This is a genomic window from Mogibacterium neglectum (genome assembly GCF_030644205.1).
Lineage (GTDB): Bacteria > Bacillota > Clostridia > Peptostreptococcales > Anaerovoracaceae > Mogibacterium > Mogibacterium neglectum.
In genome coordinates this window covers 1,049,267-1,063,182 of the sequence record NZ_CP128647.1, presented here as the reverse complement: position 1 = coordinate 1,063,182, position 13,916 = coordinate 1,049,267, and the positions used below count along the sequence as shown (strand labels likewise).

The following is a 13,916-nucleotide window of genomic DNA, read 5'->3' as shown; positions in this document are numbered from 1 at the left end:
GCATGAATGATGATAAGTACATGAATACATACTGTGGTGAAGAGGTGAGAACACGCACCGATTGCATGGCGTATATGGACGGAATGGAGATTATTCCTCATGATATTTTTGACAGGGTTATTGCCGAGATGAATTCGTATAACCCTTTAGATTACAGCGAAGCGGATGTAGTGCGCGCTATTAAGTCTGATATCTGCACTATCGAGAATTTCAAAGCACTGCTATCTCCCGCAGCTGATAAATACCTAGAACAAATCGCCGAGAAGGCACACCTCGAGAGGAGAAAACACTTCGGTAATGTCGTAAATCTCTTTACCCCGTTATACATATCGAATTACTGCGAGAATTACTGCGTATACTGTGGTTTCAATTGCCATAATAAAATTCATAGGGCAAGGCTATGCTCGGATGAGATAGAAAAGGAGATGAAGGCTATCGCAAAAACTGGGCTGGAAGAGATACTGCTTTTAACAGGTGAGAGCAGGAGTAAATCAGATATCGAATATATCGGTGAGGCGTGCAAAATAGGACGAAAATACTTTAAGAATATCGGTGTTGAGGTATATCCGATGAACTCGGATGAGTATGCGTATCTAAAGTCGTGCGGAGCTGACTACGTAACTGTCTTTCAAGAGACGTATAATTCCGATGAATATGAGAGGCTTCACCTAGCTGGACACAAGAGGGTTTTTCCATATAGGTTTAATGCCCAGGAAAGAGCTCTTATGGGCGGTATGAGGGGTGTGGGATTTGCGGCACTTCTAGGACTTGATAATTTTAGAAAAGATGCTTTAGCTACTGGTCTTCATGCATATCTAATTCAGCGCAAGTATCCATGGGCAGAGATTTCGCTGTCATGTCCAAGACTGAGACCTATCATTAGCAATAACGATGAAGGAGCGATGTTCACTCCGAACCAGAATAATGAGAAGGTGGGGGAGCGCCAACTGCTTCAAGTTATCTCCGCGTATAGGCTTTTTCTTCCGTTTGCAGCGATGACCATTTCAACTCGTGAGAGGGCAGGATTCAGAGATAATGTCATGGGTATAACTGCTACAAAAATCTCAGCAGGTGTGGATACTGGAATCGGTAGCCATAGCGACGATGAAACGAGTTCTGGTGATAATCAGTTTGAAATTGCAGACGGAAGATCCGTCGATGAAATCTGTAAGGCTCTTAAGGAGCACGGCATGCAGCCGGTCATGAATGATTATGTGTACGTTTAAAAAAATCTGTGTAACGAATCGCCACTTAACAGATAGGTCGCTTTATGAACAGCTTAAGATAGTTTTTACAATTTCGAAGCCGAATTTCTTGATACTTAGAGAAAAAGATCTTTCTGAAGCCGAATATAGAGAACTAGCATATAAAGTTAAATTACTCTGTGATATGCATTCTGTGAGATTGATAGTGAACAAGTATTATGGGGTTGCGCGCGAACTCGGTATACCAGTTCAATTATCGTCCCCTTATTACGAGTCTAATGTTGGGGAATTGTACGGTTTATCGGTCTGGGTTTCAGTTCATTCCATAAATGAGGCGATTAGAATAAACAACTCTGATGTAGATGCAATAATTGCTGGTCATATCTATGATACTGAATGCAAGAAAGGGCTTCCGGGACGTGGTATAGACTTCTTGACAAGTATAGTAGAGCAAGTTGATGTACCAGTATATGCGATAGGTGGAATCGATGAGTTCAATATAGAGGAGGTTGCCTCTGCTGGAGCAAGTGGGGCATGTCAGATGTCGTTTTATATGAAGCTATAAAAAAGTGGGGCTAGCATATGAAATGTGTAGCCCCATTTACGTTGATGTTATTTATTAAGCTCGCTGATTATCCTATTATAAGGTAGTCCAACGACATTCTCGTAATCGCCTCTAAACTCTCTGATATATTTTCTAAAACCACCTTGGATAGCGTATGCACCAGCCTTATCAGCAGGTTCACCAGTCTTTATATATGCCCATATATCTTCATCTGCATAATCACAGCAGATGATCTCCGTAACTTCGGCAAACGAGCATATGTCATCGATCTGAGGAGCTCCGTCAATAATGTCGATGAGTGTGACACCAGTAGCCACGTAATGGGTATCATTTCGTAGAGATGCCAGCATATTAAAAGCATCCTCGTTATCGTGCGGCTTGCCCATGATAATGTCTTTATAGACGATAGTGTCCGAAGCTATAAGTATCGATTTGCCTTTAAGTCCTAATATATCTGGAAGTTCTAGTGCTGCCATAGCTTTTCTCTCGGAAAGCATCGTCACTGCATCTGTAAATGATATACCCTTTGGTAGTGATTCGTCAGCATTTCCATACTTTATAATTGGTTCAACGCCATGCTCTCTCAGTATGTCCAATCTGCGTGGGGACTTTGATGCGAGAATGACTCTATCATATCGATCTAATAGCGGATTATTCTCTTTAGTTATCATTCTTCATCTTCTCAAAAATAGCTTTAACCGGTGGCATATTGATTACAACAACCGTAATAGCTGCTTCTGCTGCTAGGTATGTGAGATTGTACCAGATAGACCAAGTGACAGCGTTAAATTCAGATGGTGCATATGATCCGAAGAAGATGATACCTGATGCAACTGCGCAGAAATATCTTGCAAATACACCTGTAAGATATACTTTAGTCAGGCCATTTTTGCTGTCACGTAGTGCACCGCCGAGACCGAGTGCACCGAAAGCAATTGGATAGTCGAGCAGTAGCTGAAGAGGGTGAATTACGTAAGGCCCGAATATTAGATTTACAAGGCCTAGAGCAACACCTGCAGTTACACCACGTTTAGTGCCGTATAGGTAAGTGATAACAGATATTGGTAGTAGGGAGAACAGTGTGATCGATCCCCCTTGTGGCATTGTAAATATCTTGATGTTAGATAGCACCATCGCAATCGCAATTAGTAGAGATGAAACAGTGAGTGCTTTAACGTCGATTTTTTTGTTATCACTCTTTGATTTCCCGCTAACTGTTATTAAGCATAGTAATAGGATGATTATAAATACAATCAATACCTGACCAACTCTTGATTCAACAAAACTCTGTAAAGTCATAAAAAAGCCTCCTATAATGCAGGAGGGGGTGCTTTTGTATTCTAGCCAGCTTCCCGCTACGGCATTATCCGCAGGGTAGAAGGGTCTCGCTTCATCTTAGTGTATAAAATGACCGATTTTATACGTAAGTGAAGCAACTCTCAGCTATCGCTCCCCCAGCAATATTTTGTTTATTTACTCATTGTATATTGCAACAAATGATATTGCAATACGATAAATTTTATATGTGTTACTTGTTTTCGTTTCTTCATTATTGTATGAACTGAAATATTAATTACTATGATTGTAACATTTGAGTGATGCAATTGATGTTTTAAATTTAATGATACACTTACAAAGCTATATATAAAGTACTTAAAATACAAAGAAAAATACAAATAAACTGTGTAAGAAAGTGTGATTTTGTGTAAAATAAAAGATAACGTTTTTATTAGATGAGTAAAAGCTTTAATATGTTACTTTTATAATGAACTAGTTACTGAGGTATTTTAATGAAAGAACAAGTTAAACTTCATAGGGAAAGAGAAGCAAGTGGCTTGGCGTTAATTCCACTTCTTTTCTTTATTGTTATCTACCTGGGTGTTGGAATTGTCCTGCATTCCAAGGGTGTAGAGATGGCATTTTACCAGTTTCCTTCTGTAGTCGCTATGACAATTGCCGTTATACTGGCTTTTTTAATGTATCACAAGACGGGAATCGACAATAATTTTAAGCTATTTGCAAGAGGTGCTGGTGATGAAAATATTATGACGATGCTCATGATATTCCTCTTAGCTGGAGCATTTTCTTCTGTTGCGGGTGCAATGGGAGGAGTTTCCTCTACAGCAAATCTTGGACTAACGATTATCCCTCCTAGGTTCATTGTTCCAGGAATTTTCGTAATAGCAGCGTTCCTATCCACTGCTACTGGCACTTCAATGGGTACCGTTGGAGCTATAGTGCCAATCGCATATCAGATGGCTAAGACAGCAGACCTTAATATGTCATTCGTTGTCGCTGCTGTTCTCACAGGTGCGATGTTTGGAGATAATCTATCTATGATTTCCGACACGACAATTGCTGCTACAAGGACTCAGGGAGTAGACCTTAAGGACAAGTTTAGAACTAATGCTTGGATTTCTATACCTTCAGCGTTTATTTCACTCGTGCTCATGATTATCTTTAGCAAGGGTGGTACTGTAACTGAAAATCTAGATTATAACTTGATAAAGGTAGTACCATACGTTCTTGTTCTCGGACTAGCGTTATTAGGACTCAATGTGTTCGCTGTACTGATTATCGGAATTCTCAGCGCTTCAGCAGTAGGTGTTGGAACTGGTGCTATCGGTCTTATGGAAGTTGCAGCTAAAATCTGGGCTGGATATCAGGGTATGATTGAAGTGTTTATTCTATCCATGTTTGTAGGTGGTCTTGCAGAACTTACTAAGCATTACGGTGGTCTTAAGTGGATTATAGATAAGACGAGCAAGCTTTTCAAAGGCCCTAAATCTGCATCTGTAGGAATCGCGGCACTAACAGCTTTAACAGATGCTGCAACAGCTAACAATACAGTAGCGATTATCGTTACTGGTGAGATTGCCAGAGAAATTGCCGAGAAGTATAAGATTGATCCTAGAAGAACAGCCTCGTTTCTCGATATATTCTCATGTATAATGCAGGGTTTCATTCCGTACGGGGCACAGTTCCTTCTAATCGCCAGCTTGACCAAGAATGCAGTAAATCCGACAAGTATGATTCCATACAACTGGTATCTGATAGTTCTAGGCATCATGTCGCTAATCTCAGTAATGGTTCCTGCGTATAATAGGATTGTGTGTAAAGGAGAATGGAACTGGGAGCATATGAAGCCAGAACACGAAGTTGAAAAACAGTAGATGACAGGTATTATTTAGTATTGACACAAGCTAAGCAATAGTCTATAATCATCTAGTCAAAGAAGAAGTTATCCGCTTCTCACCTTGTGGGCACAGGCGTACGGGTTATCAATAACTTGATTTATTTCAGTTAATTCGCGGATACTTCTGTATCCGCTTTTTTTATTATATGGAGGTAGACCAATTAGCAAGGATAAACAACAGATCAACGGAGATATTCGTGCAAAGGAAGTCCGTTTGATAGATGAAAATGGAGATATGCGCGGAGTTATGGGCATAAGAGAAGCTCTTGCAATTGCAGAAGAGGCTAATCTAGACCTCGTGAATGTTTCTCCGAATGCTGAACCGCCAGTTTGCAAGATCCTAGACTTCGGGAAATATCGCTATGAGCTCCAGAAGAAGGATAAGATGGCTAAGAAGAATCAGAAGACCATGCAGGTTAAGGAGGTCCGTCTCAGCACATTTATCGAGGAGCACGATGTAAATGTAAAGGCGAATACAGCAATCAAGTTCCTAAAGGATGGAGATAAGGTTAAGGTTAGCCTTAGATTCAGAGGAAGAGAACGTGATTACACAGCGAAAGGCTTCGATGTTATGAACAGCTTTGCAGAGCTGGTTTCTGAATACGGCATCATAGACAAGAAGCCAAAGTTTGAGGGACGAAGCCTTACTATGTTCCTATCACCAAAGAATAGTAAGTAATGAATTAACAACTTAGGAGGAAATCATTATGGCAAAGAACAAGATGAAGTCTCATAGAGGCGCAAGCAAGAGAATGAAGCTTACTGGTTCAGGTAAGATTAAGAGAAACAAGGCATTTAAGAGCCATATTCTGACAAAGAAGACTGCAAAGAGAAAGAGAGGTCTTCGTAAGTCCACAGTGCTTACTAGTGCAGATACAAAGCGTATGCTTAGATCAATGGCAAAGTAGTTTAGGGAGGTTTAAAGATATGGCAAGAGTAAAGAAGGGCGTAAACGCTCATAAGAGACATAAGAAGATTTTAAAGCAGGCAAAGGGCTTCTACGGACAGAGAAGCAAGAACTTCAGAGCTGCTAACCCAGCTGTAATGAGAGCTCTAAGATCTGCCTTCGTTGGAAGAAAGAACAAGAAGAGAGAGTACAGAAGACTCTGGATCGCAAGAATTAATGCTGCTGCAAGAGCTAACGGCATTAATTACAGCAACCTAATGAACGGTCTCAAGAAGTCCGGAATCGAGCTAAACAGAAAGATGCTCTCAGAGATGGCTATCTATGATGCTGCAGGTTTCGCTGAGCTATGCAAACTAGCAAAGAAGGCTAACTAATAATGGAATATTTTCTAAGCCACATTGGCGTTATATTTATCGCCGGCCTAATCGTTGCTGTTTGCGCGGTTGCTTGGTGGGGGTTAACGGCGAGAAATGAAGTTCTTAAGCGAGAGAGGGCAAAGGCACGTAAAGAGGCTGCGCTTGCGAAGCGTAAAGAACAAGAAGAGAATAATTAGCATAAAGGACAGGGCAGTAACCCTGTCTTTATTATTGCAAAATTTAGAACTATTAATTGGAATACTCGTGTGGTTACTGTGAAACTCGTTGAACCCTCGATTTTGCTATGATAACATATATTAAAAGGTTTATAAGTATAACCAACTTAAAACACAATATATAAGGGGTTTTAATATGTCACGTAACAAAATATGCAAGTTGACAATTGTGGCGGTTATGGTAGCCGGTGCATTCATGTTTACTTCGTGCGGTGGAGCATCTATACCAGATAAGTACAACTATGATGATTTCAGTAAATATGTGAAACTAGGCAAGTATAAGAATCTTGAGTATACCAAGGCTGATGCTTCAGTGAGTGATGCTGAAGTTCAGAACGCGATTAATACTACGCTGGAACAGGCGAAAACTAAGGAACAGGTTAAAGAAGGAACTGCTGCAGCAGACAGTATAGTTAACATCGATTATACTGGTAAAATTAATGGCAAGAAGTTTGATGGTGGATCAGCTACAGGATATGAATTGAATCTTGGAGATAGCAATTTTATCAGTGGATTTGCTAAGCAGATAGTCGGACACAAAGTGGGAGAGACTTTTGATATAACCGTTACGTTCCCAGCCAATTATTCTAATAACACCGAACTTTCAGGTAAGAAAGCGACGTTTACAATTAAGCTTAACTCTCTTGTTAAGACTGTTACACCTGAGTATAATGATGAATTTGTAAAAAAGAATACAAAATTCAAGAATAAAGCTGAATATGAGAAAAATCTCAAAGAACAGCTTCTAAAGGATAAGAAAGCTCAGGCAGCAAGCTCTGAGAAGCAGGAGTTATTCCAGAAGATATTAAATTCAAGCAAGATTAAGAAATACCCTGATAAGGAACTTAAAGATGCTCAGAAGAAGATGATTGATACTTACAAGGCTCTTGCTAAGAAAAATGATATGTCGTATGAGAAGTATTTAAAGAGCTCGATGGGGATGTCTAAGAAAGCTTTTGAGAAAGAAGCAAAAGTTGCAGCGAAGAATACAGTTAAGCAAGAACTTGTGCTCTTTGCGCTCGCTAAGCAATATGATATCAAAGTATCTGACAAGGAATACAAGGAGTATTTAGACAAACTGCTTAAGGACGCAGGTTATACACGCTCTCAGTATGAAAAGGCTGCGGGTATGTCCATTGAAAAATATGCTGATCAGAATAATCTTTACGATACTATGGTTTACGAAAAGGTTATGGCAAAAGTTCTTAAGGATAGCATTGCAAAATAGCTAGCATTGTAGAGCTTGTTCTTAATTCCAACTATTATGTATGCATGATTTAAATAAAGCGTACATACGTTTGATAGAAGATAAGCTACGAAATTTTTATTATAATTAAACATGGAGGAACGAAATGAAGTGCCCTTATTGCGGTAATCCCGATACCAAGGTTGTTGATTCTAGACCCGTTGAAGAAGGTCTTGCTATTAGGCGTCGTCGTGAGTGCGACAAGTGTCATAAGCGCTTTACAACATTTGAGAAGATTGAAAACTCGTTGCTCGTGGTAATAAAAAGTGACGGTACTAGAGAGAGTTTTGACCGCAACAAACTGATAAATGGTGTTCTTAAGGCTTGCGAGAAAACTAAGGTTAAGTACGATGATGTGCAGAGAATTGCTGACAACATCGAACGTGGGCTGAATAACACTATGGAAAAAGAGATAGATAGTAAGATGATAGGTGCTCTTATCATGGATGAGCTCCGTGATTTGGATCAGGTTGCATACGTTAGATTTGCATCTGTATATCATAGATTTACAGATATTGATACATTTGTAAAGGAGATTAATAATCTACTTGAGAAGGATAGAAATGGTCACGATGCAGAGAGATATGTAAAGGAGTCGACAGGAGAAGAAGATTCCGCTGATGAGGATTAAGGTGTGCAAATGATAAGGATTGCTATTGATGGACCTGGTGGTGCCGGCAAAAGTACTATCGCAAAGCTTGTAGGTAACAAGCTAGGTCTCGAGTATATCGATACTGGTGCTATGTACCGTGCTATTGGACTGAAACTTGATCGCGAGGGAATTAAACCCGATGACATAATATCAATTCGCAATATGTTAGAAGAGACGGCTATTGATTTTGTGAATGGTAGGATTATTCTCGATGGGGTTGATGTTAGTGATGTTATAAGAACTCAGGAAATTTCTAAACTTGCTTCGATTTACTCTCAAGTACCTGAAGTTAGAAGTAAGCTTATTGACATCCAGCGAAGAATTGCCACAGGTAAAGGCGTAATCATGGATGGGCGAGATATAGGTACAAACGTATTGACGGATGCAGAACTCAAGATATTTTTAACCGCTGATCCCATGGTTAGGGCACGCCGTAGATATGATGAACTTACGGCAAAAGGAGTCAAGACGATTCTTGATGATATCTACGAGGAAATCAAAGATAGAGATTATCAGGACATGAATAGGAAGCTTAACCCACTGGTTCAAGCTGAAGATGCGGCTATGGTAGATACTTCTGATATGACTATTGATGAGGTCGTAAATACAATTGTATCGATGGCTACAAGAGTATCATGCAGAGAGTAATGGAGGTCATGTATGAAAGAAGGTGCGATTGCACTTGGCAAAGTTAGAGGATATTGTTATCTAATATTTTTGTTCGATATACTTCTACTGTTTCATTCTGAAATAGCTGGATTTTTTGGAACAACTGATAAAAAGATTCTGTATGGTTTTACAGCGATAATATTATTTCAGGCTGTACTTAGTATCCTATATGTGGTGAAGTATGTGACTACTGTTAGTCAAAAAGATAAGGATCGTAAAGAAATTATAATGTACGCTGCTCGTCTAAGGTACTGCTTTATGGCTATGCTGGTATTACTCGCTGGAATTGTATGTAATTATGCAGTTTCTGAAAATTTATATGTTGAAAAGGCGTTGATTATGATGCTGGTGATGATGCTTTTACTATCACTTAAAAATCTGACAATACTACAACGCGGCAGATATTAGAATCAATATAATAAATGAAAATAAATATTCTGAAATAAGAAATTTTGAGCCCTGTCTGTGCTTGTTGCAGACAGGGTGTTTTGATATAATTCTAGTGTGTTGCTCTCGAGAGAGGGTTATATATGAATAATGAAAATACAAACCTATACAAATTGCCACAGGAAAAACTAATGTATTCTGGCGCATCATCACTTTCTGATGTCGAATTATTGGCGTTGATTTTAAGGACAGGAACATCCGAAAAAAAGGTTATCCAGCTAGCGGAAGAAGTGATTTGCTACACTGAAAAGTTATCGCAGAATATCTATAGTGTAGATGCGAGAGAACTACTAAATGTTGATGGTATAGGGGTTAGCAAAGCTTGCTCGATTGTGGCTAGCATGGAACTTGCAAGGCGAGTTAGAAGATCAAGTCTGCAACATGGTAAGACTATTACAACTGCTGAGGATATAGCTGAGATTTACATGGATCGCATGCGCGGGGCAAAGCGCGAGCATGTTCAGATGTTTACACTTAATACAAAGTGTAAAATTGAATCGGAATATACAGTATCTATTGGCGAATTAAACTCTGCAGATATCCATCCTAGAGAGGTTTATAGCATTGCTATAAGACGCAGTGCTGCAGCTATTATAATTGCGCATAATCATCCCAGCGGTGATCCCACGCCTAGCAATCTAGATATTGCAGCAACAAAAAGACTCGAAGCAGTTGGCAAGATAGTTGGGATTAAGCTGCTTGATCACATCATAGTAGGTTATGACAGCTATGTTAGCCTAAGAAGCGAAGGGATTATTGAACAAGATTCTTAAATGGAGAGTGTTACAAGGTGTCCAAGACAATTTACATCACATCTGGAAAAGGTGGAACGGGAAAATCTACATTTGCTGCGAACATCGGATTAACGCTTGCATACATGGGCAAGCGTGTTATTTTGCTTGATATGAACATGGGGATGAGAGATTTAGACCTTTATCTAGGTGTTCAAAATGAAGCAATATTTGATGTTTGCGACGTAATTATGAGGACTTGTGAGCCTAGGGATGCAATCATAAATTCAAATTTTACGGATAGGCTTGCAATAATTCCTGCACATCAAGGTGGAAACTGGATAGACATATCAATGGCGGATATCGATGAACTTATAGAACACCTCAAAAATGAGTATGATGTTGTGATTCTGGATGGCGCGCCTGGTATAAATCGTGCTGTTGATCTATGTCATAGCTCTGCTGATGAGGTCATCATAGTTACAACACCTGATTATTCTGCCATTAGAGATGCGGATGCCATAGAGGATAGACTGATCAAGAATGAGATTATGAATAGACATTATGTCGTAAATAGAGTTATGCCTGTGAGCGATGATCTCGGCTGTGGCCCGAGCTTGGTTGAGATTGATTTGCGTTTTAAATCGCAGCTGCTAGGTGTGATTATGGAGGATGAGAATATTCGTGCCTCTTGCAATATTGGAATACCAATAGTAGCAAAAAGAGACACATATATCTCCAGAAATTTCAATAAAATAGCGGAACGCGTGATTAGAGAGATTCTCTAATAGTTGACTATGTTTTCATTAAAATATATAATTAATCAGTATGATTATATACACGAGATGCTTATTTTTAATAACTAATAAGTAAAAATATACTGTATTACTAACAAATAACTAAATAAGGAGTTGAACATGACACCGCTATTAATAACAATGGTAGCAGGCGTAGTATTCCTAATTGTTGGATTGCTGCTTGGCTACAGTGTGCGTAAGCGTGTCGGAGAGAAAGAAATTGGAAGTGCAGAGCAAAAGGCTCAGAACATAATTCTTGATGCGGAAAGTTCCGCTGAAAACCTCAAGAAGGAAAAGGTTCTTGAAGCCAAAGAAGAGGCGCACCAAATCAAGGAAAATCTCGAGAACGAAATTCGCGACAGACGTAATGAAGTTACAAGGGCTGAAAGACGTATTCTTCAGAAGGAAGAAAACATTGAAAAGAAACTAGAAAGTATCGAGCGTAGAGAAGAGGGTTTATCAAAACGCGAACGCTCGATGGATGAGAAGCATAAGGAAATCGATCAGTATATTGAGAAGCAGATTGCTGAACTTGAGAAGATTTCTGGATACTCAAAGGATGAGGCAAAACACCTTCTGCTTGAAGAAATAGAGAAGGATGTTAGAAAAGATGCCTCGGCCATTATAACTAGAGTTGAAGAAGAAACAAAGGATGAGGCTGACAAGAAGGCTAGAGAGATAATTACTTTGGCAATTCAGAGATGTGCAGCTGATCAGGTTGCCGAAACCACAGTTTCGGTAGTAGCGCTTCCTAACGATGATATGAAGGGTCGTATAATCGGAAGAGAAGGAAGAAATATCAGAGCCATTGAGACTCTAACTGGAGTTGATTTAATAATCGATGACACACCAGAGGCTGTAATTCTATCAGGATTTGATCCTGTAAGAAGAGAGATTGCCAAGAGAGCACTCGAGAAGTTAATTTCAGACGGAAGAATTCATCCAGCACGTATCGAGGAGATGGTGCAAAAGGCTACAAAGGAAGTTAATAACATAATCAAGGAAGAGGGAGAACAGGCTTGCTTTGAGACAGGTGTGCACAACCTACATCCTGAGATGGTTAAGCTTTTAGGTAGACTAAAATACAGGACATCATATGGACAGAATGTACTTAAGCATTCTGTAGAGGTTGCACTCCTCGCTGGCATGATGGCTTCGGAACTAGGTCTTGATCCAAGATTAGCAAAACGAGCAGGATTACTCCACGATATTGGAAAGTCTATCGATCATGAGGTTGAAGGAACACATGTGGAGATAGGTGTAAATATCTGTAAGAAGTATAAAGAGTCTTGGAAAGTTATCAATGGAGTTGAGGCTCACCACGGAGATGTTGAAGCAACAACACTTGAGGCCGTTCTTGTAGGGGCAGCGGATGCTCTGTCAGCTGCTAGACCAGGTTCAAGAAGAGAAACTCTTGAAGCTTATATAAAGAGACTTCAGAGCCTAGAGAATATTGCAAATACTACTAAAGGCGTTGATAAATCTTATGCTATTCAAGCTGGTCGTGAAATCAGAGTTGCAGTTAAACCTAACCAAGTTAAGGATGATGAAATTCCGATGCTGGCTAGAGAGATTGCTAAGAAGATTGAAGCTGAGCTCGAGTATCCGGGGAACATCAAGGTTAATGTAGTCAGAGAGACTCGCGCAATAGATTATGCAAAGTAAATTTAAGCTCTCCGCTTGCGGAGAGCTTTTTAAAAGCAATTAATGGTATTGGAGAAATAATGATATACCTAGATAACAGTGCAACAACTAGTCAATACAATGAAGTGACAGAGCTTATCTATAAACTCAGCAAGGAAGCCTTTGGAAACCCCTCATCGCTCCATATGCTCGGCCTAAGAGGTGCCGATTTGATTCGCGAAGCAAGAGGTCGGGTTTCTAAAGCCTTCCCGGCAAATGGCGAGATTATATTCAATTCTGGTGGCACCGAAGGTGATAATGCCGCCATACTGAGCGCTGTGAGGAAGCTGAGAAGAAGAGGAAATAAGATTATTACATCTAAGATTGAGCATCCTGCAGTTTTAGAAACATGCAAGAGACTAGCTGAGGATGGTTTCGAGGTATGCTACCTGGATGTAGATAAGACTGGAACAATAAAATTAGAATCGCTTCAAGAAGCTTTGGGCGATAATGTTATACTGGTCACTTTAATGATGGTTAACAATGAGATAGGTATGATTCAGCCGGTTTTAGCAGCATATGACCTAGTTAAGGCCTACAATAAGGCTCATGGTACAAATATAATATTTCACACCGATGCGGTTCAGGCATTTGGTAAGATGAGTCTAAGATCGGTACCTTTTGATTTAATTACCATCAGTGGTCACAAATTCCACGCACCCAAGGGAATTGGGGCGATGTATGTAAAATCAGGACTCAAGATTCCGGCGCTTATCACTGGAGGTGGGCAGGAGAACGGATATCGTTCTGGTACGGAGAATACGCAGGGGATAGCAGGGATTGGGTTGGCTACTGAACTTGCTTATGATAATTTGGCTGAAAAGCAAGATTTAATTACCAATTTAAATAATCGACTGCGTGAGGGAATAATATCGGAACTTGATGATATAATAGTTAATGGATCTACTGATATGGGATTTGAGATTTCTGATTATGGTAAGCGATGCCCATCTGTTCTCAATATTTCATTTCTAGGCACTAGAGGTGAAGTCATTCTTCATACACTAGAACAGGATGATATATTCGTATCAACAGGTTCGGCATGTTCATCTCATAAAAATAACGACAGCCATGTGCTATCTGCGATGGGATTAGGACACAAGGAAATTGAAGGTGCTATTAGATTCAGCTTTTCTGAGTTTAATACACTGGAGGAGATGGATATGGTTGCTGCTAAGGTTTCAGCGGCTGTTAAAAGATTTAGAAGATTAGGTAGCTTCAGATAG

At 39.8% G+C, this 13,916-nt stretch carries 17 protein-coding genes and 1 other annotated feature; of the genes, 15 read left to right on the top strand and 2 right to left on the bottom strand.

The features are described from left to right. Window positions 1-2 precede the first annotated feature (2 nt). Window positions 3-1,226, top strand: a complete 1,224-nt coding sequence (gene thiH, locus QU661_RS04985) for a 2-iminoacetate synthase ThiH (RefSeq protein WP_304989165.1) — start codon at window positions 3-5, stop codon at window positions 1,224-1,226. Continuing rightward, window positions 1,213-1,770: a thiamine phosphate synthase gene (locus QU661_RS04980; protein WP_304989164.1), complete on the top strand. Its 558-nt coding sequence runs from the start codon at window positions 1,213-1,215 to the stop codon at window positions 1,768-1,770. Before thiH ends, QU661_RS04980 begins: the two co-directional genes overlap by 14 nt. A 47-nt stretch (window positions 1,771-1,817) precedes the next feature. Here the strand turns inward: QU661_RS04980 and QU661_RS04975 are convergent, their stop codons facing one another. Both QU661_RS04975 and thiT read right to left on the bottom strand, forming a co-directional pair. Further along, entirely contained in the window at window positions 1,818-2,441 is a 624-nt protein-coding gene (locus tag QU661_RS04975; protein ID WP_304989163.1) for a Maf family protein, read from the bottom strand. After that, complete coding sequence (gene thiT / locus QU661_RS04970; protein WP_304989162.1) at window positions 2,431-3,069, bottom strand: energy-coupled thiamine transporter ThiT; 639 nt, start codon at window positions 3,067-3,069, stop codon at window positions 2,431-2,433. The genes QU661_RS04975 and thiT overlap by 11 nt, the downstream gene beginning before the upstream one ends. A gap of 491 nt (window positions 3,070-3,560) precedes the next feature. On the opposite strand from thiT, the gene QU661_RS04965 reads away from it, so the two are divergent. The 13 genes from QU661_RS04965 (at window position 3,561) to QU661_RS04905 (ending at window position 13,916) form a co-directional block, all read left to right on the top strand. After that, window positions 3,561-4,943: a Na+/H+ antiporter NhaC family protein gene (locus QU661_RS04965; RefSeq protein WP_304989161.1), complete on the top strand. Its 1,383-nt coding sequence runs from the start codon at window positions 3,561-3,563 to the stop codon at window positions 4,941-4,943. A 53-nt stretch (window positions 4,944-4,996) separates the two neighbouring features. Then, window positions 4,997-5,114: a sequence feature (ribosomal protein L20 leader region), on the top strand. 66 nt (window positions 5,115-5,180) lie between these two features. Beyond that, window positions 5,181-5,645, top strand: coding sequence for a translation initiation factor IF-3 (gene infC / locus QU661_RS04960; protein ID WP_245905597.1), 465 nt, complete (start codon window positions 5,181-5,183; stop codon window positions 5,643-5,645). Window positions 5,646-5,673: 28 nt separating this feature from the next. Continuing rightward, window positions 5,674-5,874 carry a 50S ribosomal protein L35 gene (gene rpmI, locus QU661_RS04955; RefSeq protein WP_106057012.1) on the top strand — a complete coding sequence of 67 codons (201 nt, stop codon included), beginning with the start codon at window positions 5,674-5,676 and terminating at the stop codon, window positions 5,872-5,874. Window positions 5,875-5,893: 19 nt separating this feature from the next. Further along, entirely contained in the window at window positions 5,894-6,247 is a 354-nt protein-coding gene (gene rplT, locus QU661_RS04950; RefSeq protein ID WP_304989160.1) for a 50S ribosomal protein L20, read from the top strand. Between the two features lie 2 nt (window positions 6,248-6,249). Then, entirely contained in the window at window positions 6,250-6,426 is a 177-nt protein-coding gene (locus QU661_RS04945; protein WP_304989159.1) for a hypothetical protein, read from the top strand. A 175-nt stretch (window positions 6,427-6,601) separates the two neighbouring features. After that, window positions 6,602-7,693, top strand: coding sequence for a trigger factor (gene tig, locus QU661_RS04940; RefSeq protein WP_304989158.1), 1,092 nt, complete (start codon window positions 6,602-6,604; stop codon window positions 7,691-7,693). Between the two features lie 124 nt (window positions 7,694-7,817). Then, window positions 7,818-8,342 carry a transcriptional regulator NrdR gene (gene nrdR / locus QU661_RS04935; protein WP_330692423.1) on the top strand — a complete coding sequence of 175 codons (525 nt, stop codon included), beginning with the start codon at window positions 7,818-7,820 and terminating at the stop codon, window positions 8,340-8,342. Between the two features lie 9 nt (window positions 8,343-8,351). Next, window positions 8,352-9,011 (top strand): (d)CMP kinase, encoded by a 660-nt coding sequence (gene cmk / locus QU661_RS04930; protein WP_304989157.1) that lies wholly within the window; start codon window positions 8,352-8,354, stop codon window positions 9,009-9,011. 12 nt (window positions 9,012-9,023) lie between these two features. Beyond that, window positions 9,024-9,440, top strand: a complete 417-nt coding sequence (locus QU661_RS04925; RefSeq protein WP_304989156.1) for a hypothetical protein — start codon at window positions 9,024-9,026, stop codon at window positions 9,438-9,440. Between the two features lie 122 nt (window positions 9,441-9,562). Beyond that, window positions 9,563-10,252 (top strand): RadC family protein, encoded by a 690-nt coding sequence (gene radC, locus QU661_RS04920; RefSeq protein WP_304989155.1) that lies wholly within the window; start codon window positions 9,563-9,565, stop codon window positions 10,250-10,252. A 17-nt stretch (window positions 10,253-10,269) separates the two neighbouring features. Further along, on the top strand, window positions 10,270-10,998 hold the full coding sequence (locus QU661_RS04915; protein ID WP_304989154.1) for an AAA family ATPase: 729 nt from the start codon (window positions 10,270-10,272) through the stop codon (window positions 10,996-10,998). 129 nt (window positions 10,999-11,127) lie between these two features. Beyond that, on the top strand, window positions 11,128-12,672 hold the full coding sequence (rny, locus tag QU661_RS04910; RefSeq protein WP_304989153.1) for a ribonuclease Y: 1,545 nt from the start codon (window positions 11,128-11,130) through the stop codon (window positions 12,670-12,672). Window positions 12,673-12,731: 59 nt separating this feature from the next. After that, complete coding sequence (locus QU661_RS04905; RefSeq protein ID WP_304989152.1) at window positions 12,732-13,916, top strand: cysteine desulfurase family protein; 1,185 nt, start codon at window positions 12,732-12,734, stop codon at window positions 13,914-13,916.

Bases quoted from the DNA above. Each gene is read 5' to 3' on its own strand.
- rplT (WP_304989160.1), top strand. From the start codon at position 5,894: ATGGCAAGAGTAAAGAAGGGCGTAAACGCTCATAAGAGACATAAGAAG.
- nrdR (WP_330692423.1), top strand. From the start codon at position 7,818: ATGAAGTGCCCTTATTGCGGTAATCCCGATACCAAGGTTGTTGATTCT.
- QU661_RS04980 (WP_304989164.1), top strand. From the start codon at position 1,213: ATGTGTACGTTTAAAAAAATCTGTGTAACGAATCGCCACTTAACAGAT.
- rny (WP_304989153.1), top strand. From the start codon at position 11,128: ATGACACCGCTATTAATAACAATGGTAGCAGGCGTAGTATTCCTAATT.
- QU661_RS04925 (WP_304989156.1), top strand. From the start codon at position 9,024: ATGAAAGAAGGTGCGATTGCACTTGGCAAAGTTAGAGGATATTGTTAT.
- tig (WP_304989158.1), top strand. From the start codon at position 6,602: ATGTCACGTAACAAAATATGCAAGTTGACAATTGTGGCGGTTATGGTA.
- thiH (WP_304989165.1), top strand. From the start codon at position 3: ATGAATGATGATAAGTACATGAATACATACTGTGGTGAAGAGGTGAGA.
- QU661_RS04975 (WP_304989163.1), bottom strand. From the start codon at position 2,441: ATGATAACTAAAGAGAATAATCCGCTATTAGATCGATATGATAGAGTC.
- rpmI (WP_106057012.1), top strand. From the start codon at position 5,674: ATGGCAAAGAACAAGATGAAGTCTCATAGAGGCGCAAGCAAGAGAATG.
- QU661_RS04905 (WP_304989152.1), top strand. From the start codon at position 12,732: ATGATATACCTAGATAACAGTGCAACAACTAGTCAATACAATGAAGTG.
- thiT (WP_304989162.1), bottom strand. From the start codon at position 3,069: ATGACTTTACAGAGTTTTGTTGAATCAAGAGTTGGTCAGGTATTGATT.
- QU661_RS04945 (WP_304989159.1), top strand. From the start codon at position 6,250: ATGGAATATTTTCTAAGCCACATTGGCGTTATATTTATCGCCGGCCTA.
- cmk (WP_304989157.1), top strand. From the start codon at position 8,352: ATGATAAGGATTGCTATTGATGGACCTGGTGGTGCCGGCAAAAGTACT.
- radC (WP_304989155.1), top strand. From the start codon at position 9,563: ATGAATAATGAAAATACAAACCTATACAAATTGCCACAGGAAAAACTA.
- QU661_RS04965 (WP_304989161.1), top strand. From the start codon at position 3,561: ATGAAAGAACAAGTTAAACTTCATAGGGAAAGAGAAGCAAGTGGCTTG.